This window comes from Azospirillum sp. UENF 112521 (assembly GCF_058780665.1).
Genome location: NZ_JBSNCI010000002.1, coordinates 561,536 through 580,980, shown reverse-complemented (window position 1 = coordinate 580,980; position 19,445 = coordinate 561,536). Strand labels below are relative to the sequence as shown.

The 19,445-nt window shown below is 67.2% G+C and carries 21 protein-coding genes and 1 pseudogene; 10 read left to right on the top strand and 12 right to left on the bottom strand.

Annotated features, from left to right (window positions below):
• Positions 1-97: 97 nt before the first annotated feature.
• Together ACWPN8_RS05015 and ACWPN8_RS05010 are read right to left on the bottom strand one after the other, a co-directional pair.
• A pseudogene (locus ACWPN8_RS05015) lies at positions 98-1,097 on the bottom strand (glycosyltransferase family 4 protein).
• Positions 1,094-1,942, bottom strand: a complete 849-nt coding sequence (locus tag ACWPN8_RS05010; protein ID WP_109453359.1) for a UDP-2,3-diacylglucosamine diphosphatase — start codon at positions 1,940-1,942, stop codon at positions 1,094-1,096. The pseudogene ACWPN8_RS05015 and the gene ACWPN8_RS05010 overlap by 4 nt, the downstream one beginning before the upstream one ends.
• Positions 1,943-2,162: 220 nt before the next feature.
• On the opposite strand from ACWPN8_RS05010, the gene ACWPN8_RS05005 reads away from it, so the two are divergent.
• Positions 2,163-3,146 carry a diacylglycerol/lipid kinase family protein gene (locus tag ACWPN8_RS05005; protein ID WP_109452111.1) on the top strand — a complete coding sequence of 328 codons (984 nt, stop codon included), beginning with the start codon at positions 2,163-2,165 and terminating at the stop codon, positions 3,144-3,146.
• 10 nt (positions 3,147-3,156) lie between these two features.
• On the opposite strand, the gene ACWPN8_RS05000 is transcribed toward ACWPN8_RS05005, so the two are convergent.
• The 4 genes from ACWPN8_RS05000 to ACWPN8_RS04985 form a co-directional block, all read right to left on the bottom strand.
• Entirely contained in the window at positions 3,157-3,789 is a 633-nt protein-coding gene (locus tag ACWPN8_RS05000) for a DNA-3-methyladenine glycosylase family protein (protein WP_109452113.1), read from the bottom strand.
• Positions 3,790-3,852: 63 nt separating this feature from the next.
• Positions 3,853-4,095 carry a phosphoribosylformylglycinamidine synthase subunit PurS gene (gene purS, locus ACWPN8_RS04995; RefSeq protein WP_014246942.1) on the bottom strand — a complete coding sequence of 81 codons (243 nt, stop codon included), beginning with the start codon at positions 4,093-4,095 and terminating at the stop codon, positions 3,853-3,855.
• Positions 4,096-4,149: 54 nt separating this feature from the next.
• Positions 4,150-4,914: a phosphoribosylaminoimidazolesuccinocarboxamide synthase gene (gene purC, locus ACWPN8_RS04990; RefSeq protein ID WP_042697247.1), complete on the bottom strand. Its 765-nt coding sequence runs from the start codon at positions 4,912-4,914 to the stop codon at positions 4,150-4,152.
• Between the two features lie 146 nt (positions 4,915-5,060).
• Positions 5,061-5,834, bottom strand: a complete 774-nt coding sequence (locus ACWPN8_RS04985) for an NRDE family protein (RefSeq protein ID WP_109452115.1) — start codon at positions 5,832-5,834, stop codon at positions 5,061-5,063.
• A 190-nt stretch (positions 5,835-6,024) separates the two neighbouring features.
• On the opposite strand from ACWPN8_RS04985, the gene ACWPN8_RS04980 reads away from it, so the two are divergent.
• A complete protein-coding gene (locus ACWPN8_RS04980) occupies positions 6,025-6,345 on the top strand; it encodes a DUF1476 domain-containing protein (RefSeq protein ID WP_109452117.1) in 321 nt (106 codons plus the stop codon).
• 88 nt (positions 6,346-6,433) lie between these two features.
• On the opposite strand, the gene ACWPN8_RS04975 is transcribed toward ACWPN8_RS04980, so the two are convergent.
• A complete protein-coding gene (locus ACWPN8_RS04975) occupies positions 6,434-7,300 on the bottom strand; it encodes an N-formylglutamate amidohydrolase (protein ID WP_109452119.1) in 867 nt (288 codons plus the stop codon).
• Between the two features lie 298 nt (positions 7,301-7,598).
• On the opposite strand from ACWPN8_RS04975, the gene ACWPN8_RS04970 reads away from it, so the two are divergent.
• Complete coding sequence (locus ACWPN8_RS04970; protein ID WP_492240068.1) at positions 7,599-8,552, top strand: M14 family metallopeptidase; 954 nt, start codon at positions 7,599-7,601, stop codon at positions 8,550-8,552.
• 27 nt (positions 8,553-8,579) lie between these two features.
• Here ACWPN8_RS04970 and ACWPN8_RS04965 read toward each other — a convergent pair whose 3' ends face one another.
• Positions 8,580-9,107: a CreA family protein gene (locus ACWPN8_RS04965; RefSeq protein WP_492240067.1), complete on the bottom strand. Its 528-nt coding sequence runs from the start codon at positions 9,105-9,107 to the stop codon at positions 8,580-8,582.
• Positions 9,108-9,328: 221 nt separating this feature from the next.
• Between ACWPN8_RS04965 and ACWPN8_RS04960 the strand changes: the two genes are divergently transcribed.
• Positions 9,329-10,393: an AI-2E family transporter gene (locus tag ACWPN8_RS04960; RefSeq protein ID WP_492240066.1), complete on the top strand. Its 1,065-nt coding sequence runs from the start codon at positions 9,329-9,331 to the stop codon at positions 10,391-10,393.
• Between the two features lie 29 nt (positions 10,394-10,422).
• Here ACWPN8_RS04960 and ACWPN8_RS04955 read toward each other — a convergent pair whose 3' ends face one another.
• Entirely contained in the window at positions 10,423-11,436 is a 1,014-nt protein-coding gene (locus tag ACWPN8_RS04955; RefSeq protein WP_492240065.1) for a DUF6352 family protein, read from the bottom strand.
• 30 nt (positions 11,437-11,466) lie between these two features.
• The gene (locus ACWPN8_RS04950; RefSeq protein WP_492240064.1) at positions 11,467-12,516 is read right to left on the bottom strand and encodes an alpha/beta hydrolase; all 1,050 of its coding nucleotides are present in this window, start codon (positions 12,514-12,516) and stop codon (positions 11,467-11,469) included.
• Between the two features lie 169 nt (positions 12,517-12,685).
• Between ACWPN8_RS04950 and ACWPN8_RS04945 the strand changes: the two genes are divergently transcribed.
• The 5 genes from ACWPN8_RS04945 (at position 12,686) to ACWPN8_RS04925 (ending at position 16,767) form a co-directional block, all read left to right on the top strand.
• On the top strand, positions 12,686-13,264 hold the full coding sequence (locus ACWPN8_RS04945; RefSeq protein ID WP_109452129.1) for a septal ring lytic transglycosylase RlpA family protein: 579 nt from the start codon (positions 12,686-12,688) through the stop codon (positions 13,262-13,264).
• Positions 13,265-13,729: 465 nt separating this feature from the next.
• Entirely contained in the window at positions 13,730-14,179 is a 450-nt protein-coding gene (locus ACWPN8_RS04940; protein WP_042697280.1) for a MaoC family dehydratase, read from the top strand.
• 130 nt (positions 14,180-14,309) lie between these two features.
• Positions 14,310-15,251: a bifunctional riboflavin kinase/FAD synthetase gene (locus ACWPN8_RS04935; protein WP_492240063.1), complete on the top strand. Its 942-nt coding sequence runs from the start codon at positions 14,310-14,312 to the stop codon at positions 15,249-15,251.
• Positions 15,252-15,267: 16 nt separating this feature from the next.
• Positions 15,268-15,453: a hypothetical protein gene (locus tag ACWPN8_RS04930; RefSeq protein ID WP_109452133.1), complete on the top strand. Its 186-nt coding sequence runs from the start codon at positions 15,268-15,270 to the stop codon at positions 15,451-15,453.
• Positions 15,454-15,564: 111 nt separating this feature from the next.
• The gene (locus tag ACWPN8_RS04925) at positions 15,565-16,767 is read left to right on the top strand and encodes a multidrug effflux MFS transporter (protein ID WP_109452135.1); all 1,203 of its coding nucleotides are present in this window, start codon (positions 15,565-15,567) and stop codon (positions 16,765-16,767) included.
• Here ACWPN8_RS04925 and ACWPN8_RS04920 read toward each other — a convergent pair.
• The gene (locus ACWPN8_RS04920; protein ID WP_492240062.1) at positions 16,733-17,311 is read right to left on the bottom strand and encodes an MgtC/SapB family protein; all 579 of its coding nucleotides are present in this window, start codon (positions 17,309-17,311) and stop codon (positions 16,733-16,735) included. The genes ACWPN8_RS04925 and ACWPN8_RS04920 overlap by 35 nt on opposite strands.
• 440 nt (positions 17,312-17,751) lie before the next feature.
• On the opposite strand from ACWPN8_RS04920, the gene ACWPN8_RS04915 reads away from it, so the two are divergent.
• The gene (locus ACWPN8_RS04915; protein WP_492240060.1) at positions 17,752-18,888 is read left to right on the top strand and encodes a type III PLP-dependent enzyme; all 1,137 of its coding nucleotides are present in this window, start codon (positions 17,752-17,754) and stop codon (positions 18,886-18,888) included.
• A 214-nt stretch (positions 18,889-19,102) separates the two neighbouring features.
• Here ACWPN8_RS04915 and ACWPN8_RS04910 read toward each other — a convergent pair whose 3' ends face one another.
• Positions 19,103-19,315 (bottom strand): DUF1127 domain-containing protein, encoded by a 213-nt coding sequence (locus ACWPN8_RS04910; protein ID WP_098740467.1) that lies wholly within the window; start codon positions 19,313-19,315, stop codon positions 19,103-19,105.
• Positions 19,316-19,445: the final 130 nt, after the last annotated feature.

Sequence of the window (19,445 nt, the reverse complement as noted above, 5' to 3'; positions counted from 1 at the left end):
AGGGGCCGGTGCGACGCAGGCCCCTCATCGCTCCCTCAAAGCGTCACAAGCGCCAACCGCGCGGAAAAGGCTGCGGCGCATCCCGAATGCTTCCCGCTTACGAAAAGGGTCGCAGGTTCGACAGGAACTGTTCGGCCGAGCGGCGCCAGGAGTAGCCCAGCGCATAGTCGCGGCAGGTCTGCGCCGGGATCGCCAGCGCCCCTTCGACCGCGCGCTTCAGAATCCTCGTCCAGGCAGCCGGCGCCGGAGCCGTCCACCACGTCCAGCGGTCCAGGCACCGGATAGGCCGCCACCGGCACGCCGGACGCCAGCGCCTCCAGCAGCACCAGCCCGAAGGTGTCGGTGCGCGACGGGAAGACGAAGACGTCGGCGGCGGCATAATGCCTCGCCAACTCCTCGCCATGCTTGGCGCCGACCCAATGGACGGCCGGATACTTGCGCTGCAACTCCTCCCGCGCCGGGCCGTCGCCCACCACCACCTTGGTGCCGGGCAGGTCGAGGCGCAGGAAATCCTCCAGGTTCTTTTCCACCGCCACGCGCCCGACATACATCGACACCGGACGCGGCAGATCGAGGAAGTCCTTGTCGCGGGGCCGGAACAGCTCGGTGTCGACTCCGCGGGTCCAGCGGCGGATGTTGGCGAAGCCGCGGGTCGTCAGCGCGTCCTCGATGGTCTGGGTCGCCACCATCACCGCCGAGGACGGCTTGTGGAAGCGGCGCACCACCGCATAGGACAGCGCCAGCGGGATCGGGGCGCGGTCGCGCACATATTCGGGAAAGCGGGTGTGGTAGGCGGTGGTAAAGGGCTTGCCGTGCTTCAGGCAATAGGACCGGGCGGCAAAGCCCAACGGCCCTTCGGTGGCGATGTGGATGCAGTCGGGCCGCAGGCCGTCGATCATCGCCCACAACCGCCGCTTCGCCCCCAGCGCCAGCCGGATTTCCGGATATGTCGGCATCGGCAGGGTGCGGAAGCGGTCGGGGCCGATCACCTCGACGCTGTGGCCCATCGCCTCCAGCTCCGCGCGCACGGTGCCGATGGTGCGCACGACGCCGTTCACCTGCGGGTGCCAGGCGTCGCTGACGATCAGGATGTTCACGCCGCTTCCCGTTCCTTCGCCGTGAGTTCCTTCGCCTTGATCTTGCCGCCGGTGGGACTGCTGCTGGGACCGGTGGTGGCAAGCCGCTGCGCCATGACCTCCGTCCAGTGGATGATTTCCAGCGCGCCACTGTCGTGCTCGACCAAGGCGGTGCAGGACTCGACCCAATCGCCGTCGTTGCAATAGAGGATTCCTTCGATGTCGCGCATCTCAGCGGTGTGGATGTGGCCGCAGACGACGCCGTCGACCTTGCGGCGGCGGGCCTCCTCGCCGAGCGCCTCTTCGTATTTGCCGATGAATTCGACCGCGGTCTTCGCCTTGTGCTTCAGGTAGGCCGACAGCGACCAGTAATTGAAGCCGAGCTTGCGGCGCACCCAGTTGAACAGGGTGTTGACGTGCAGCAGCGTGACGTAGGCGTGGTCGCCGAGCAGGGCCAGCCACTTGGCGTAGCGCACCACCGCGTCGAACTTGTCGCCGTGGGTGATCAGCAGGCGGCGGCCGTCGGCGGTGGTGTGGACCCATTCGTCCACCACATGCACGCCGCCGAACTGCAGCCCGACGTAATCGCGCGCCGCCTCGTCATGGTTGCCGGGGATGTAATAGACCTCCACCCCCTTGCGGGCGCGGCGCATGATCTTCTGCACCACGTCATTGTGGGCCTGCGGCCAGTACCAGCTTTTCTTCAGCCGCCAGCCATCGACGATGTCGCCGACCAGGTACAGGTGATCCGATTCGGTGTGCTTCAGGAAATCGAGAAGCAGTTCCGCCTGACAGCCGCGCGTTCCAAGATGAACGTCGGATATCCAAATGCTGCGGTACCGCTTGACCGCTGGGACGGCGTCCATCTTCCGCTCCGTCGTCGCCATGGCCGATGGCCATCAAGACAACTGCCGTATAAAGGAAAGAGGCACTCCTTGACAATGATTTGAAACACCCGCACCTATTCGTCACAACGATTTGGGCTATCGTCATACCGCCGCAGTTTTACTGCAATGGAACCGCCACGAGCCCTTCACTGTTCTGCAACAGAAGGCGCCCTTCGCGCCGGCCAGGGAGAACGAATCGGTGCGCGACACGGTTCTGATGGATGAAAGTCCGGCGGTTGGCATGGGCAGCGGCGAGGATGCGGCCATCGACATGCGACGGCTGCTGGTGATCCACAACCCGACTGCCGGCGGGCGGCGGGCACGGCGGCTTCGCGCGGTGGTCGCCCGGTTGGAGGCCCGCGGCATCGGCGTCACCGTCAGGCCGACCGGCAGGCGCGGCGATGCGGAGGCGTTTGCCCGCGCGGCCGATCCCGCCGAGGTGGATGCGGTGGTGGCGGCCGGCGGCGACGGCACCATCAACGAGGTCATCAACGGGCTGGCCGCCCATGCCGAGGCGGGTCGGCCGCTGCCGCTCGGCATCGTGCCAATGGGCACCGCCAACGTGCTGGCGGCCGAACTGGGCCTGACGATGGATGCGGAGCGCATCGCAACGGCGATTGCCAGCGGACGGCGGACGATGATCTGGCCGGCGCAGGCCAACGGACGGGTGTTCTCGCTGATGGCCGGGGTCGGGCTGGACGCGCGGGTGGTGGAGCGGGTCGATCCCCGGGTGAAGCGGCTGATCGGCAAGGGCGCCTATGTCGCCGAGACGCTGGTGCAACTGGCGACCCGGCCCGACCACCGCTATCGGGTCACTCTGGATAATGGCGACGGCTGGGGCGAACCGCAGGAGGTGGCGTCGGTCATCGTCGCCAAGGGGCATTTCTACGGCGGCCGCTTCATCTGCGCACCCGATGCGCGGCTGACGGAGCCGGAGCTGCATGTCTGCCTATTCCCGCGCGGCGGGCGGCTGAACGCGCTGCGCTATGTCTGGGGCGTCACCGCCGGGCGGCTGGCGCGCTTTCCGGATTATCGGGTGGTGACGGCCAGGCGCGTTCGGATCGAGGGGCCGGCCGGCGACGGGCTGTTCGCCGATGCGGTGCAGGGCGACGGCGACGTTCTGGCGCGGTTGCCGGTGGAGATCGCGCTCGCGGGGTGGCGGTTGCCGGTGCTGGCTGGGTGAGGTTTTCCGATCACCGCGACGGCGGCAAGCCCCGCGCCGCCCGTGCCTGCTCCTGCAACGCCACGTAATGGTGCCAGACCAGCCGAGCCGCCAGTGAGCGATGGGGCCGCCACGGCTCCGCCACCTCGATCAGCTGCTTAGCATTCGGCTTGTCCGCCCAGCCCTTCAGCCGCTGGACGCCCAGCTGAATCGCCAGATCGCCGATGGGCCAGATGTCCGGCCGGTCGAGCGTGGTCATCAGGTAGACCTCGGCGCTCCAGCGGCCGATGCCCTTCAGCGCGACGAGCCGGGCAATCGCCTCCTCGTCGGGCAGGTCGTGGATGATGTCGAAATCGAGCCGGCCGCTCGCCACCGCCTCGGCGAGGCCGCGGGCGTAGCCGATCTTCTGGCGGGAGAAACCGCAAGCGCGCAAGCTGTCGTCGTCGAGCGCCAGGATGGCGTCGGGGGTGACGGTGCCGCCCAGCCGGTCCTGCAGCTTGGCCCAGAGCGCCAGCGCAACCTTGGTGGAAAGCTGCTGCTCCATCACCATGCGCAGCAGGCCGACGAATCCGGTCGGCCGGCTGAAATCCCGGATCACCGGGCCGCCGACGCGCAAGCATTCGGCGAAAATGGGGTCGAGCGCGGCCAGATGGTCAACACTCATCTGCCGCGCTCCACTCCGGAAACCGCTGAATCAAGAAACCGCTTAATCAAGGCTGCCGGCGGATCAGGCCACCAGCTCGATGGCGTAGTCCTCGATCACGGTGTTGGCGAGCAGCTTGCTGCACATCGCCTCGACCTCTTTGCGGGCGGTCGCCTCGTCGGTGCTCTTGAGCTGCAGCTCGATCACCTTGCCGGCGCGGACGTCCTCGACGCCGTCGAAGCCCAGCGTGTGCAGCGCGTGCGCAATGGCCTTGCCCTGGGGGTCGAGAACGCCGCGCTTGAGGGTGACGTGAACCTTGGCCTTCATCGGATGTCCGCTCGCTTTACGGTGTTGGGTGGAGGGGTGGTTGCTGGATGGCGGTCACTGGATCGTCTTGGGACCCTTGACGTCGCTCGGCCCGCCTTCCGGCAGGATGCCGAGGCGCCGCGCGACCTCCTGATAGGCTTCCTCGACACGGCCCAGATCCTGGCGGAACCGGTCCTTGTCCAGCTTCTCGTTGGTCTTGACGTCCCACAGGCGGCAGTTGTCGGGGCTGATCTCGTCCGCCAGGACGATCCGCATCTCCTCGTTCTCCCACAGACGGCCGAACTCCAGCTTGAAGTCGACCAGCTTGAGCCCGATGCCGAGGAAGAGGCCGGACAGATAGTCGTTCACGCGCAAGCTGAGCGCGACCATGTCGTCGAGATCCTGGGGAGCCGCCCAACCAAAGGCGGTGATGTGCTCCTCCGAGACCATCGGGTCGTTCAGCTCGTCCGACTTGTAGTAGTATTCGATGATCGACCGCGGCAGCGGCGTGCCTTCGGGAATGCCGAAGCGGCGCGACAGGCTGCCGGCGGCGACGTTGCGGACGACGACCTCGATCGGGATGATCTCCACCTCGCGCACCAGCTGCTCGCGCATGTTCAGGCGGCGCATGAAGTGCGTGGGCACGCCGATCTCGGACAGACGGCTCATCAGATACTCGGAGATGCGGTTGTTCAGCACCCCCTTGCCGGTGATGACGCCCTTCTTCTGGTTGTTGAAGGCGGTGGCGTCGTCCTTGAAGTACTGCACCAGGGTGCCCGGCTCCGGCCCTTCGAAGAGTACCTTGGCCTTGCCTTCGTAGATGCGCCGGCGTCGTGTCATCGTATCTTCGTCCAAATACGTAAGGACCGGTCAAGCGAGCTTGCCGGCCCAGGAATGTGCCTGAGTGATATAGCAAGCCGGGTGCACGAACACAACGACGGGGGCTGGAGGGCAGGATTGTGCCGCCGGTTTACAGCTCCGCCGCCTCACAGCTCCACCGGCGCATAGTCCACCGCATGCGGCCGGCCGGGAGCGAAGTGCCAGATCGGGTTCAGGTCGGGACGCTCCACCCGCGGCACCGCGAGAAGCGAGCTGGACGAGGTTCCGAAGCCGCTCGGCAGCAGGAAATCCATGGCGCCGCGCTCGTCCGGCGTGCCCTCCCAGATGCGGCTGCCCATCAGTTCCGGCCAGCCGCCCCAGGCGAAGCTCTCCGCGTCGAGCGCGTCGAGGGTCGGCGGAATGGCATGCTCGAACAGCGGACGGTAGAAGGCGGTGCGCGGGTCCTGCGGGTCGTCCATCTCGAAGGCGGTCAGCATGTGTACGCCGGCGGGGATCGACGACACCTCCGGCCGGTGACGCGGGTTGGCGCCGCGGTGGACGACCAGGAAAGCGTCGCGGTTGTCGGCGACCACCAGATTGAACGGGCGGTAGGCGCGGATGTCGAGATCGGCGAAGCTGCGCGCCGCATCGGCGGCATCGGCATGGTCGAGCGCATCCAGCACCAGTTCGCCGCGCGACCGCTTGCCGGCCTCCGGCCCCAGCGTGCCGAAGCGGTTGAGGATGACCGCCACCACCCCCTCGTCGTTCAGCCCCATCCAGGAACCGCCGGCCAGCTCGTCCAGCCCGGCGACCACGTTGGGTCGGTCGGGCCAGTGGCGGGCCGGTGGCAACCAGGGGCGCCCCACCATCTCGTCACGGTTCCCGGCGACGACCAGCGGCCAAGTTGCATCGGGTCGCCGCAGGAGAATCACACTGCACATGCCTTGCCCTGTCTTTCGTTCGAGTCTTTTGTCGTGCCCGTCTTCGGCGGCATCCGAGGGTATCCCGCCGACCGGGGAGGCTCTGCAGAATATCCGCGGGTGCGACGCGGCGGGGCAGTGACGACAGCCGCCGTCGGGCTATATTATCTTCATATAAGGGAGCGAAACCAATAAAGGAGCCTGGGTCCCCATGACGACCTTCGACGACCGCGAAAAGGCTTTCGAGAACAAGTTCCAGCACGACGAGGACCTGCTCTTCCGCATCCGCGCCCGGCGCGACCGGCTGGCCGGCGAATGGGCCGCCGACCTGATGGGGCTGTCCGGTGGCGACGCCGAGGCCTATGCCCGCCAGATCGTGGACACCGACATCGCGACCCCCGGCCCGCACGACATCCGGGACAAGCTGAGCGCAGACCTGCACGCCCGCGGGGTCGACATCTCCGACCACCGCGTCGAAAAGCAGATGGCGCATTTCCTGGACATCGCGCGCCAGCAGGTCACGCAGTCCTGAGTGGAACGGGCCTGAGTGGATCGGGCCTGACGGGAACGGGCCTCCGCACGTCCTTCGCGACCCCGCCGACCCGATCCCGGCGGGGCGCCTACTCCGCTGCGCGGTGCAGGACGCGCTGGCCGGCATAGTCGGCGATGCGGCGGATCAGCGTGTCGATGTCGCCCTTCAGCCGGGCGAAGCCATCGTGGCGCTCCAGCGTCTCCTCGTTCATGTAGAGGCGGCGGTTGATCTCCAGTTGGATCGAATGGCGGCCACGCGCCGGCTCGCCATAGCGCGCCAGCAGTTCCACGCCTTTGTAAGGATCGTTGATCGCCACCCGATGGCCGAGGCCGCGCAGGGTGTCCGCCACCAGCCGGACGAAACCCGGCTCGCTGGTGGTGCCGTCGCGGTCGCCGATGACGAAATCCACCGCCAGCGGATCGCGCCCGTCCGGCCGCAGCGACGACGGCATGGAATGGCAGTTGACGTGCCACACGGCGCCGAACCGCTCCGCCAGCCCGTCCAGCGCCATCCGCATCTGGGCGTGGTACGGGCGGTAATAGCGGTCGATGCGGTCGGCAACCGCCGACGCCGGCAGCTTCCCGTCATAGAGCGGCACGCCCGGCCGTAGCATGGCCCGGATCAGACCCATGCCCAGCGTGCTGCGCGGGGTCGGACGCACCGGCAGCGGCAGATCGCCGTCGATCATCGCCGGGTCGATGTCGTCGACGGCACGGTTCACATCGATGCAAGTGCGCGGGAACAGCGCGCACAGCAAGGTGGCGCCATGGTCGGGGGCAGTGGCGAACAGCTCCTCGACATGGGTGTCCTCGGCCTGACGCAGCAGCGGATGCGGGCAGATCACCCGGAAATCGTCGGGATAGATTCTGCCGCTGTGCGGCGAATCGAACAGCACCGGGAGGCGCCGGCCGACCGGGTCGTTGCGGACCAGAACGTCATCGATCACGAAGCTCATCGACCTGCCCCGACCAGACGACCCACAACCAGATAGCCCCCACCCAGGAAACCCGGGCGGAACAACCGCCAGTCCAAGTGCCGCAACGTCCACCGCCGCCCTTATCGATCCGGCGGATCCTATAACCCATGCGTCAACTCGCAGTCGACGGCAATTCGTCATGATGCTGCCATGCCGCCGCAACATTGCGCCAGGCGCATCAGCCAAAAAAACCGCGGCTGCGCACCGGCCCGCACTGGCGTGGAGTCGCTTGGTTCGCCATACTGTTCGGAGCGCCCACCGCTGGCGAGCTTGCCGCTTGACCGACCCGCTCTTCGCCCCCGTAGAACTCACGCCGCCCGACATCGCGCCCTACCGGCGCGGCAACACCGGCATCGACCACGTCACCAGCCTGTCGGCGGCGGAGCCCGGGCCGCACGTGGTGCTGAACGCGCTCGTCCACGGCAACGAACTGTGCGGCGCCATAGCGCTGGACGCCCTGCTGCGCATGGGATTGCGGCCGACGCGCGGGCGGCTGACCTTCGTCTTCGCCAACACTGCGGCCTACGCCACCTTCGACCGCCAGAACCCCTACGCGTCGCGCTATCTGGACGAGGATTTCAACCGGCTGTGGTCACCGGAGCATCTCGACGGCCGGCGCGACAGCATCGAGCTTCGGCGTGCCCGCGCCCTGCGGCCGGTCTATGAATCGGCGGATCTGCTGCTCGATCTCCATTCGATGACGGCGGACACCGCACCGCTGACCCTGTGCGGACGGACCACCCGCGGGCGCGATCTGGCGCTCGGCCTCGGCTATCCGGCCTGGGTGGTGGCGGACGGCGGGCATGCCGGGGGCAAGAGACTGATCGATTACGGCAACTTCGCCAAGCCCGAGGGGTCGCACACCGCCATCCTGGTCGAATGCGGCCAGCATTGGCGGACGGAAGCCGCGACGGTGGCGCTGGAAAGCTGCCTGCGCCTGCTTCTCGGCCTGGAGATGATCGAGCGACCGGCGAACGGTCCGCGCATGCGCCCGCGAACCGATCCGCAGCGGCTGGTCGAGGTGACCGAGGCCATCACCGCCGCCAGCGAGCGCTTCCGCTTCACCGCCCCCTTCGTCGGGATGGAGGTAATCGGCCGCGCCGGAACCGTCATCGGCTGGGACGACGGCCGCGCGATCCAGACCCCTTACAACGACTGCGTTCTCATCATGCCCGCCCGCCGTGTGAAGGCCGGCCAGACGGCGGTGCGGCTGGGGCGGATCGTCGGCTGACGATGGATGTGGGGCCGGACCGGCCGCTCACTTCACGGCCGGCTTGCCCTTCGTCCAGGTCGCGTTCGCGCTGAACAGCGGCACGGTGGAGATCGAGGTCTTGGCCGAAGCGTCCTTCACCTGTCGGCTGTACACCACATAAACCAGCGTGTCGTTTGGCCGGTCATAGATGCGGCGGATGGCGATCGACTTGAAGATCAGGCTTTTCCGTTCGGAGAAGACCTCCTCCCCCTTCTGCGACAGGTCGATGTCGCCGACGGTGACCGCCCCGGTCTGGCGGCAGGCGATGGAGGCGTTCGACGGATCCTCGAACCAGTTGCCCTTGCTCAGCCGGTCGATCAGGCTGCGGTCGAAATCGACCAGATGGCAGGTGATCCCCTTCACCTTGGGGTCCTCGATGGCCTGGACCTGAAGTCCGTTGCCGGTCCAGTCGTTGGAGAAGCGGCCGATCACGTCGTCCGCCGCCGCTGCTGACGGCAGCGTCAGCCCGGCGGTCAGCAGGCCCAGAACCAAAAGGCCGGCGGAAACGTTCATCAGGGGAAACGGGCTGCGCATCGCGACTGGGTCTCCGGCAAGGACGGGCGGGGACCGCGGGCAGCGCGGTCCGGCAAAACACTCCCCTAGATCGGAGGATCGGGCGCCACCGTCAAGCGCCCACCTTCGGAGGTCCGGCCACCGCGATGACAGACCGCAGCCAGTTCGCCTCGATTCCCCCCGCGCATCCCCCTGCGCCAGAGGCTCCGCTCGCCGGAACGCCGGAACCGGCGACAGAGCCCGTGCCCCCGCCTGGCCATCGCCGCAATCCGCAAACCATCGCAACCGTCGGCCTGTTCGTCATCGCCCTGCTGTTCGCGCTGTATTTCGGGCGCGACGTGCTGCTGCCGATCATGCTGGCGCTGATCCTGAGTTTCCTGCTGCGGCCGCTGGTCCGCGCCCTCTACCGCGTCCGCGTGCCGGAAGGCATCGGCGCCGCCATCATGGTGCTATCGCTGTTCGGCGGGGTGCTACTGGCGGTCTACACCCTGTCGGGCCCGGCGGCGGAATGGGTCAACCGCATGCCGCGGGTCATGCACGAGCTGGAGTTCAAGCTCGGCGACATCCGCGCCGGCATCGACCGCGCCCGCGAAGCGTCGCGCCAGATCGAACAGATCACCAAGGAGACCGGCAACGAGGCCGGACCGGTGCGCGAGGTGGTGGTGCGCGGCCCGACGCTGATGGAGCAGGCGGTCAGCCAGGTCGAAACGGTGCTGGCCAATGTCGTGATCCTGCTGGTGCTGCTCTACTTCTTTCTCGCCCGCGGCCGGCATTCGCTGGAGGCGCTGATCGGCACCATGCGCAACATCGACGACCGGGTGCATTACGCCATGGTCGCGGCGACATTGCAGCAGAATATCGCCGCCTATCTGCTGACCATCACGGCCATCAATACCATCCTGGGGCTGGCGACCGGCCTGCTGATGTGGCTGTGGGGATTGCCCAACCCGGCGCTGTGGGGGGTGATGGTGGCGCTGGCCAACTACATCCCCTTCATCGGCCCGGCGGTGATGACCGGCGTGCTCTTCCTGGTGTCGGTCCTGACCTTCGACAGCCTCGGCACCATCATCCTGCCGCCGCTGTCCTTCGTGGCGCTGACGACCATCGAGGGCAATTTCCTCACTCCGATGATCGTCGGCCGCCGTCTGTCGCTGAACCCCATCGCAGTGTTCGTGTCGATCCTGTTCTGGGGCTGGCTCTGGGGCATTCCGGGAGCGCTGCTGGCCGTGCCGATCCTGGCGATCCTGAAGATCCTGTTCGACGCCCACGAACCGCTGAAACCGGTCGGCGCCCTGCTGGGCGACTGAGGGGAGCCGACGCCCCCCTCATGTCTCCCTCACGCCACCGAGGCCAGCGGCAGGTTCACCAGCAGGTTCTGCGGCTTCAGCGTCAGCCGCCGCGCTTCCGTCATCGCCAGCCCGAGATAGACCGGCCGGCCGGCGACGTCGGGGCGCATGGCGGCGGGATCGGCGAAGTCCAGGCGGAACAGGGCGAGGATGCGGGCCAGCCGCTCCTCCCCCACCTCTACCCCGTTGTACAGGTCGTTGAGGATCGCGGATGCTGCGCTGTCCAGCCCGACATGCCAGACCCAGCGGTCGTCGCGGATGGTCTGCACCGGCTGGATGCTGACGGTCACGCCCAGGAAATGCCCGACCCAGGCCTCCAGCACGCGGGCCAGCGCGTCCAGCCCGGCAGCGGCGAAGGTGATGTCCAGCACTGTGTCGTGGCGGGCGTCGCGTCCCCAGTAGAGCGGGTGGTTGGTCTCGTCCAGAATGTCCAACTCGACGCTGCGCGGGGTGGTGCCGGCCTCCACGACGAGGCGGCCGAGCGAGCCGAAGCCGCCGGACGCCGCCATCGTCTCCACAGTCTCGGCATCGGCGACGCGGACGCGGCCGTCCTCCACCGACACCGTCTGCTCGCGGAAGAACAGCTCCCCCGCCCGCGCCCGCAGTCCGGACGGCGTTTCGTCGAGGATGCCGCGCAGGATGGCGTGGACCAGCTGGTCGATGAACAGGCCGGGCACGCCGCGGGCACCCTCGCGGAACAGGCGGATGTAGCAGCCCTCCAGCGTCCCGGCGGCGAGCAACCGGTCGCGGAAGGCCAGCCAGACCTGGAAATTCTCCCGTGCGTCCGCATCGGCGATGGCGTCGAGCAGCGGAGCCGGCACGATCCGCGCCGGATCGTCCAGCAGGGCGGCGTGCAGCGTGCGCTCGGCGTCGCAGGCCTCCTCCGGCGGGCGCATCTCGGGCCGGAGCAGGTAGGCGCGCAGAAAGTCGGGCGTCACCGCCAGATGGTTGTCGGCGTCGCGGGTCAACAGGTGGAAACCGGACGCCGTCCAGAAATCGGTCATGCTGCTGGGCACCTTTGGTCCTGAAGGCGCCTATCGGACGACAGAGCCGCCGGCCGGCGCAAGTGTCTTGTGCCCGGCCCCCTTGCCGAGGGTCCTGTCGAGAAAGGCGTCGATGTCCGCCCACACCCGGTCGCGGATGGCGTCGCATTCCATCAGCACCTCGTGCCGCGCGCCGGGATAGCCGACGAGATGGGCGTTGCCGAGGCGGGCGGCCACCATGCTGTGGGCCTCCGCCCGCACCACCCGGTCCTCCGGCGCGCTTAGCAGCAGCACCGGCGTGCGAACCCGCTCCAGCGGCAGGACGTGGCGCAGCGCATCCTCCGCATCCAGGGCGGCGGCGACCCAGGCGAAGCTGACACCGCCGACGCGCAGCTCCGGCCGCTCGGCAAAAGGTCCATGGTAGGCGGCATACCGCCGCGGATCGGCGGTGATCTTGTTGTCCAGGCTGAAGCGCCCATCGGCCGGATCGTAATCGCCCTGCCCCAGCGCATAGCGCGCGCCCCAGCCGCAGGCGAGCCCAAGGCTGGCGAGCACCCGCACCAGCCAGCGCGGCAGCGGCCCGCTGTGGATGGCATACATCGGCGCCGCCAGCAGGACGGCGGCGTAGCGGTCCGGATCGTCGGCGGCATGGCGGACAAGCGCCAGAGTCGCCACCAGCCCGCCCATCGAATGGGCCAGCAGGATCACCGGCCCGCCCGTCTCCGCCGCAACCGGCGCCACCACCTGCCGATGGATTTCGTCGAGATCGTCCACCAGGGTCGCGAAATCTGTCAGGTGATGGATCTGCCGGTTGGGCAAAGGCCGGTCGGACAGGCCCTGGTTGCGCCAGTCGACCGCCACGACGCGGAAACCGCGGGCGGTCAGCGCCTCGGTGGTTTCGGCATATTTCTCGATGAACTCCGCCCGGCCGGTCAGCACCAGCGCCGTGCCGCGGGCCCGCTCCGGCATCGGCCAGACGGCCACGCGCAGCCGAGCCCCGTCGGGCATCGTCACCTGACGCATCTCAGCCGGGGCGGACACACCATTGGCGAGGTGATCCGCCGCAAATTCGGATGCAGTCCAGGCGGCATCATCGGCCATGCTTTCTCCCCTGACCGTTGTGTTGTGGACCGGAGGGGCGCCCCCGAGGGCAACCCACTCCGAATTCGTCAAGATATAAGAAACCAGAAATAGTGGCGATGTCTTGTCCCACTCCTGCGAGGGAACTCTTTTCCTTGAATGGCGTTGGTCCGCCGTTGGAGGTGTACCGATGAAGACAACACGCATTATCGTCCTGGCGCTGACCGCCGCGACCCTGTGCGGGACTGCCGTCCCGGTGCTGGCGAACGGGAAGGCCAAGGTTCCGCCCGTGCATGTAGAGCATGAGGATGGCGAGGAGATCCTCGTCCACAAGGGGGAAGCGTCCTTCTACAGCCAGAAGTTCCATGGCCGCACCACGGCGAACGGCGAAACGATGAACCAGAACAAGGCGACCGCCGCCTCGCGCACCCTGCCGCTGGGTTCCAAGGCCACCGTCACCAATCAGGAGAACGGCAAGAGCGTCGACGTCATCGTCAACGACCGCGGCCCCTATGTCGACGGCCGCGTGATCGACCTGTCGCGCTCCGCCGCCAAGAAGCTGGACATGATCGAGGACGGCACCGCCCCGGTGAAGGTCGAGGTCAAGCCGTCGGAACAGCCGACCGACACCGCCCGCGAAAAGGTGGAGGAGAAGGTCGACCAGCTGACCCCCGGCAATCAGGTCGCCCAGGGCGAGGGCAACCGGAACAGCGGAAATTCCGGCGGGAGCAGAAGCGACACAGTGTCGCACTCCGGCTCCGGCAAGTAATGCTGCGGCGCGGCGAAAAGGGCTTCCGATTCGCCGCGCCTGCCACCCTTATTATATTGCATCGCCGAACCAACCGTCACCATACGGTCAAACCGTTGAAAAGAACGGGACTTCGCCACCGACGCTCCAGACGGTGGCGAAACAGTCGCATCCATGGCGCCATATCGGTTGGAGCGGCTCGGGCTTTTATGATAAGTCCATGATCCGGCGTGATTTCTCCTGCATTACCTTGGTTTGTAAGTAATCCTTTACCGTCGTTCCGGCTTCCATTGACGCAAAGCCTGCCGGACGGAGCGGCCGGCGTCCTCGCCAACTTGCGCAGGACGTTAGAGATTTTTTTGCATTTTTGGAGGAGACGTGGTGCCATTCCCATCGCTGCGGTGCACATGACGCATTGCAGCGAACGGCACGGCGCCCGGGCGTCAGATGCCGGAACAGGCACCGAGAGAAAGAGGAATTGCTGCGATGGACGACGTGCGTCAGGTCCGCAAGGATACCGAAGGCTACTGCATCGAAGACCTGTCCGTCGGCATGACGGCCAGCTTCGCCAAGACGGTGACGGAAGCCGACATCGTCCTGTTCGCGGGCATTTCCGGCGACACCAACCCGGTCCACATCAACCAGGAATATGCCGCGACCACCATGTTCCAGGGCCGCATCGCCCACGGCATGCTGACGGTCGGCTTCATCTCGGCCGTTCTCGGCACCAAGCTACCGGGGCCGGGCTGCATCTACATGAGCCAGACCCTGAAGTTCAAGGCGCCGGTCCGCGCCGGCGACACCGTCACCGCCCGCGCCACCGTCACCGAACTGATCCCGGAAAAGCGCCGCTGCGTCATCAAGACGGTCTGCACCGTCGGCGAGACCGTGGTGGTCGAAGGCGAAGCGCTGCTGATGGTTCCGTCCCGCGGCTGATCGCATAGGGCCAATCGGCCTGTCTGCGAGCGTAAAACACGCCGGCGCGTTTACCCCGCGCCGGCGTCGGTCTATATAGACGCCCGAGCAAGCGGACCCGCCGGGGTCCGCCCACAGCACCGGGGCGCGCATGCGACTGTACAGACACACCGCCGACCTGCCGGCCGAAGAGCGGGGCGCCGTCGTGGCGCTCGGCAATTTCGACGGCGTCCATCGCGGGCATCAGACGGTCATCGGCACCGCCCAACGCCTCGCCGCGGAATTGAGGGTGCCGTCCGCCCTCGTCACCTTCGAGCCGCACCCGCGCAGCGTCTTCCGTCCCGACGACCCGCCCTTCCGCCTGACGCCCTTCCGCGTCAAGACCCGCCACATCGAGGCGCTGGGCGTCGACCAGCTGATCGTCTGCCATTTCGACGACGGCTTCCGCCACAAGACCGCGCAGGCCTTCGTCGACGAAATCCTGGTCGGCGGGCTGGGCGTGCGGCATGTCGTCTGCGGCTACGACTTCCTGTTCGGGCACAAGCGGTCGGGGAATCCCGCCTTCCTGCTGCAGGCCGGGCGCACCCAGGGCTTCGGCGTGACCGAGGTCGGGCCGGTGTCCGACGAGCAGGGCGGCGTCTATTCCTCCACCCGCGTGCGCGACGCGCTGACCGCCGGCCGGCCGCGCGAGGCCGCCCATGTGCTGGGCCATCCGTGGGAGATCGAGGGACGTGTCGTCCATGGCGACCAGCGCGGCCGCACCATCGGCTTCCCGACCGCCAACATCGAGCTGGGCGAGTATCTGCGCCCGGCCTTCGGCGTCTATGCGGTGCGCGCCGGCATCGACCGCGCCGGTGAGACGGTCTGGCTGCCGGGCGTCGCCAATCTCGGCGCCCGCCCCACCGTGGACGGCACGGTGGCGCGGCTGGAGGCCCACCTGTTCGATGTCGATCTCGACCTGTACGATCTGCATCTGCGGGTCCAGATGATCGACTTCCTGCGGCCGGAGATGAAGTTCCCCAGCTTCGGTGCGTTGAAGGACCAGATCGTGCAGGATGCCGCCGCCGCCCGCGCCGTGCTGGCGGCCGGCTGACCGGGAGGGGAATTGGATGGAACGGGTCCTGATGCTGCTGTTCATGCTGAACCAGGGCGGCCCGACCACCCTGGAGTTCGCCAGCATGGAGCAATGCAAGGCGGCCGAGCCGATCATCATCCAGAACTACCGCGAGATGACCGGCAACACCGTGCTGTCACGCTGCATCCGCATGACGCTGCCGGCCAACCGGCCGGGATGAACGCGCAGCAGGCTTGAACAGGCGGGCGGCGATCCGCACTGGCGGCGGTGGTTTCATCTGATACAGTGCCGCCCCGTCCCCGCTTCCCGCCGCAAGCCGTCCCGAACCTCCATGCCCCGTCCAGACTCCCTGACCATCCGCATCCTGCTGACGGCGCTGGTCGCCTTCGGCCCGCTGTCCACCGACCTGTATCTGCCGTCGCTGCCGACGCTGGTGCGGGTGTTCGGCACCGACGTCGCCACGGTGCAGCTGACCCTGTCGATCTTCCTGGTCGGCTTCGCGGTGTCGCAGCTGGTCTATGGCCCGATGTCGGACCGGTTCGGCCGGCGCCCCACCCTGCTGGTGGGGGTGACGATCTATCTGGCGGCCAGCGCCGTCTGCGCGATGACCAGCAGCATCGATGCGCTGATCGCCGCCCGCTTCTTCCAGGCGCTGGGCGCCTGCTGCGGCCCGGTGGTGGCGCGCGCGGTGGTGCGCGACGTGTTCGGGCGCGACCGGGCGGCGACGGTGCTGGCCTATATGTCGATGGCGATGGCGTTGGCCCCGGCGGTGGGGCCGATGCTGGGCGGTGTGCTGACGGAATGGTTCGGCTGGCGCGCCAACTTCGTGCTGCTGACCGTCTTTGCCTGCTGCATCCTTGCCGCCGTGTGGTCGATGCTGGGCGAGACCAACGCACATCGCGACGAGGACGCCCTGAGACCGAGCCGGCTGGCGGCGAACTACCTGCTCCTGCTGCGCAACCGCGGCTTCCTCGGCTATGTGCTGGTGGTCGCCTTCTCCTACAGCGGCATCTTCTCCTTCATCTCAGGCTCGTCCTTCGTGCTGATCGAGCAGATGCACCTGACGCCGGCCCAGTATGGCGCCAGCTTCGGCGCGGTGGTGCTGGGCTACATGCTCGGCACCTTCCTGGCCGGGCGGCTGACGCCGCGGCTTGGGGGGCCAAGGATGATCCGGATCGGCACGCTGCTGTCGATGGGCGGCGGGCTGGTCGGCGGGGCGCTGGCGCTGGCCGGGGTGCTGCACCTGCTGGCCATCGTGGTGCCGGTCTTCCTGTTCATCCTGGGCACCGGGCTGACCCTGCCGAACGCCAGCGCCAACGCCGTCGGTCCCTACGCCACCATGGCCGGGCTGGCCTCCTCGCTGCTGGGCTTCGCGCAGATGGCCATCGCCGCGGTCATCGGCATCGTCGTCGGCCACATGAACGACGGCACCGCCCTGCCGATGATGGGGGCCATCGGGCTGGTCGCCCTGGGGGCGTTGCTGGCGCACCGGTTGCTGGTCATCCCCGCGGCGACGAGCGGGCAATCCGCCTGATCCGGCCCTGATCGGCGGAGTGACGGGAGGAATGACGGGAGGTGCCGCGGCGCTTCCGAGCCTTCCCGGCATCGTCGCCGTCCTCTTTGCCCAACTGCGGGAAGCGATCCAGCAGGATGGTGAACAGGATCGTCACCAGCAGGCACAGGCCCAGCGTCATCCCCGCCAGCATGTAATATCCGGCGCCGCAGGCGATCCCGAGCGCGCCGGCCACCCAGATCACCGCCGCGGTGGTCGCCCCGCGCACGCTGTCGCCCGAGCGGAACATCACGCCGGCACTGATGAAGCCGACCGCCTGGGCCACCCCCTGGATGACGCGGACGGGATCGCTCGGCCGCTCGTCCCCCGTCGCCTGCAGCCCGGCGTAAAGCTCCAATGCAACCAGCGTGGTCAGCGCACAGCTGATGGATATCAGCGTATGCGTGCGCAACCCCGCCGCCTTGCCCCGCATCTCGCGGTCGAGTCCAAGCAAAGCGCCGCACAGGGCCGCCGCCAGCAGCCGCAGCCCGATTTCCCCGGAAGTCAGAACACTGGTCAAGCCCATGAAATTGCTCCGGTTTTTCCGCCCTCCAAACGGTCTGCCACTTTTTTGGGGCAGACGGCATTTTTCACTTTGCAATCGTTCGCGTTGGATCTATGTAACGCGAACTCGCAAGCGCACGTGCCGCTGGCCCGCCCCTCGGCGTCTCCGAGATGTGGTTATGCAACGACGTAACGCGTGATCCCCGACCGTCCCTTAAACAAGGCGGCGACTTGGAGGTTACGATGGTTGATGTTGTTGTGGGTGGGCGCGTGCTCACCCGTCTCCGAAATTTGCCGCTCCTGGACCATACGGACAGAACAGGGTTCTGTACGGGGAAATCCAGTATTGGCGGCTTGAGCGCCTGATCAGCTTTTTCAGTTGCTGATCGGCCCGCTCGGCCGCTCCGTTCCCCCCCGACTTCGCCCTTTCCGTTCCATCATCTTGCGTCCCAGGAGACTGAGATGACCCAGAAGATTGCGCGCTTTTTCGAAGAGCAGCGCCCGCAGACCCCTTGCCTCGTCATCGACCTGGATGTCGTCGAGCAGAACTACAACGATCTGCATGACGCCCTGCCCGACGCCCGCATCTTCTATGCGGTGAAGGCGAACCCGGCCGCGGAAATCCTCAGCCTGCTGGCCCGTCTCGGCTCGGCCTTCGACTGCGCCTCGGTCCCGGAAATCCAGATGGCGCTGGCTGCCGGCGCCACCCCGGACCGCATCTCTTTCGGCAACACCATCAAGAAGGAGAGCGACGTCCGCCGCGCCTTCGAGCTGGGCGTGCGCCTGTTCGCCTTCGACAGCGAGCCGGAGCTGGAGAAGATCGAGCGTGCCGCCCCCGGCGCCCGTGTGTTCTGCCGCATCCTGACCTCGGGCGAAGGCGCCGAATGGCCGCTGTCGCGCAAGTTCGGCTGCGACCTGCCGATGGCGCGCGAGCTGCTGCTGAAGGCCCGCGACATGAACGTGCAGCCCTATGGCGTGTCGTTCCATGTCGGCTCGCAGCAGAAGGACCTGATGCAGTGGGACCACGCCATCTTCCAGGTGGCGCAGCTGTTCCGCGAGCTTGAGGTGCTGGGCGTCGACCTGGGCATGATCAACCTGGGCGGCGGCTTCCCGACCCGTTACCGCACCGACGTGCCGGAATGCACCGCCTACGGCCAGGCGATCTTCAACTCGCTGCGCACCCACTTCGGCAACCACCTGCCGGAGACCATCGTGGAGCCGGGCCGCGGCATGGTCGGCAGCGCCGGCATCATCGAGAGCGAAGTGGTCCTGGTGTCGCGCAAGTCGGCCGAGGATCCCAAGCGCTGGGTCTACTTGGACATCGGCAAGTTCGGCGGTCTGGCCGAGACGATGGACGAGGCGATCCAGTACCCGATCGAGGTGCTGGGCGACGAGCAGGATGAGGACCGCGAGGCGGTGATCCTCGCCGGCCCGACCTGCGACAGCGCCGACGTGCTGTACGAGCGTGCCGACTACAAGATGCCGATGGGCCTGAAGTCCGGCGACCGCGTGCGCATCCACGCCACCGGCGCCTACACCACGACCTACTCGGCCGTCTGCTTCAACGGCTTCGAGCCTCTCAAGCACTACTGCATCTGAGGATACGGGCGGGGGGTTGCCCTGCCCGGCTTCAGTCCACCAAGAGAAAGCCCGCCTGCCGGTTCACCCGGCGGCGGGCTTTCTCTTTTCCAGCCGGCGATTTTTTGTGCAGCTTATTTTTTGAGCACGCCTAAGCATCGGACAAAGAAAAAGGCCGCCTCCGATCAACGGAAGCGGCCTTTTTCAGTGCGTTCGCCGGCCGGCGTACAGGCGCTCATTCGCGCCAGAACGGCTTCGACATCTCGCGCTCGGCATCCAGGCGGCTGAAGCCGATGTCCTGGAGCATACGGTCGTCCAGATAGCCCAGTTCACGGCGGGTGACGACGCGCTGGCGCCACAGGCCCAACAGGTTCGAGGCGATTTCGACGACATGGCCGAAGGTGGTGTTGGCGTGGCCGGTCTCGGCCGAGTGCAGAAGGGTTGCCATGATGGAGATTCCTGAGATGTCTTGTTTTGGAGGGTCCGCCGGTCGGCGATCACGTCCTCCTTGTGTGGAAATATAATTATGCTTCTTTGAGCCATGTTGCCACCCCCGACGGCAACATGCCCGCTTTGCA

What these genes read in the sequence shown, in the direction of transcription:
- ACWPN8_RS04940 (WP_042697280.1), top strand. Translation starts at nt 13,730, where the DNA reads ATGGACGACGTGCGTCAGGTCCGCAAGGATACCGAAGGCTACTGCATC.
- ACWPN8_RS04920 (WP_492240062.1), bottom strand. Translation starts at nt 17,311, where the DNA reads ATGGGCTTGACCAGTGTTCTGACTTCCGGGGAAATCGGGCTGCGGCTG.
- ACWPN8_RS04915 (WP_492240060.1), top strand. Translation starts at nt 17,752, where the DNA reads ATGACCCAGAAGATTGCGCGCTTTTTCGAAGAGCAGCGCCCGCAGACC.
- purC (WP_042697247.1), bottom strand. Translation starts at nt 4,914, where the DNA reads ATGACACGACGCCGGCGCATCTACGAAGGCAAGGCCAAGGTACTCTTC.
- ACWPN8_RS05000 (WP_109452113.1), bottom strand. Translation starts at nt 3,789, where the DNA reads ATGAGTGTTGACCATCTGGCCGCGCTCGACCCCATTTTCGCCGAATGC.
- ACWPN8_RS04945 (WP_109452129.1), top strand. Translation starts at nt 12,686, where the DNA reads ATGAAGACAACACGCATTATCGTCCTGGCGCTGACCGCCGCGACCCTG.
- ACWPN8_RS04925 (WP_109452135.1), top strand. Translation starts at nt 15,565, where the DNA reads ATGCCCCGTCCAGACTCCCTGACCATCCGCATCCTGCTGACGGCGCTG.
- ACWPN8_RS04955 (WP_492240065.1), bottom strand. Translation starts at nt 11,436, where the DNA reads ATGACCGATTTCTGGACGGCGTCCGGTTTCCACCTGTTGACCCGCGAC.
- ACWPN8_RS04910 (WP_098740467.1), bottom strand. Translation starts at nt 19,315, where the DNA reads ATGGCAACCCTTCTGCACTCGGCCGAGACCGGCCACGCCAACACCACC.
- ACWPN8_RS04985 (WP_109452115.1), bottom strand. Translation starts at nt 5,834, where the DNA reads ATGTGCAGTGTGATTCTCCTGCGGCGACCCGATGCAACTTGGCCGCTG.
- ACWPN8_RS05010 (WP_109453359.1), bottom strand. Translation starts at nt 1,942, where the DNA reads ATGGACGCCGTCCCAGCGGTCAAGCGGTACCGCAGCATTTGGATATCC.
- ACWPN8_RS04935 (WP_492240063.1), top strand. Translation starts at nt 14,310, where the DNA reads ATGCGACTGTACAGACACACCGCCGACCTGCCGGCCGAAGAGCGGGGC.
- ACWPN8_RS04965 (WP_492240067.1), bottom strand. Translation starts at nt 9,107, where the DNA reads ATGCGCAGCCCGTTTCCCCTGATGAACGTTTCCGCCGGCCTTTTGGTT.
- ACWPN8_RS04975 (WP_109452119.1), bottom strand. Translation starts at nt 7,300, where the DNA reads ATGAGCTTCGTGATCGATGACGTTCTGGTCCGCAACGACCCGGTCGGC.
- ACWPN8_RS04930 (WP_109452133.1), top strand. Translation starts at nt 15,268, where the DNA reads ATGGAACGGGTCCTGATGCTGCTGTTCATGCTGAACCAGGGCGGCCCG.
- ACWPN8_RS04980 (WP_109452117.1), top strand. Translation starts at nt 6,025, where the DNA reads ATGACGACCTTCGACGACCGCGAAAAGGCTTTCGAGAACAAGTTCCAG.
- ACWPN8_RS04950 (WP_492240064.1), bottom strand. Translation starts at nt 12,516, where the DNA reads ATGGCCGATGATGCCGCCTGGACTGCATCCGAATTTGCGGCGGATCAC.
- purS (WP_014246942.1), bottom strand. Translation starts at nt 4,095, where the DNA reads ATGAAGGCCAAGGTTCACGTCACCCTCAAGCGCGGCGTTCTCGACCCC.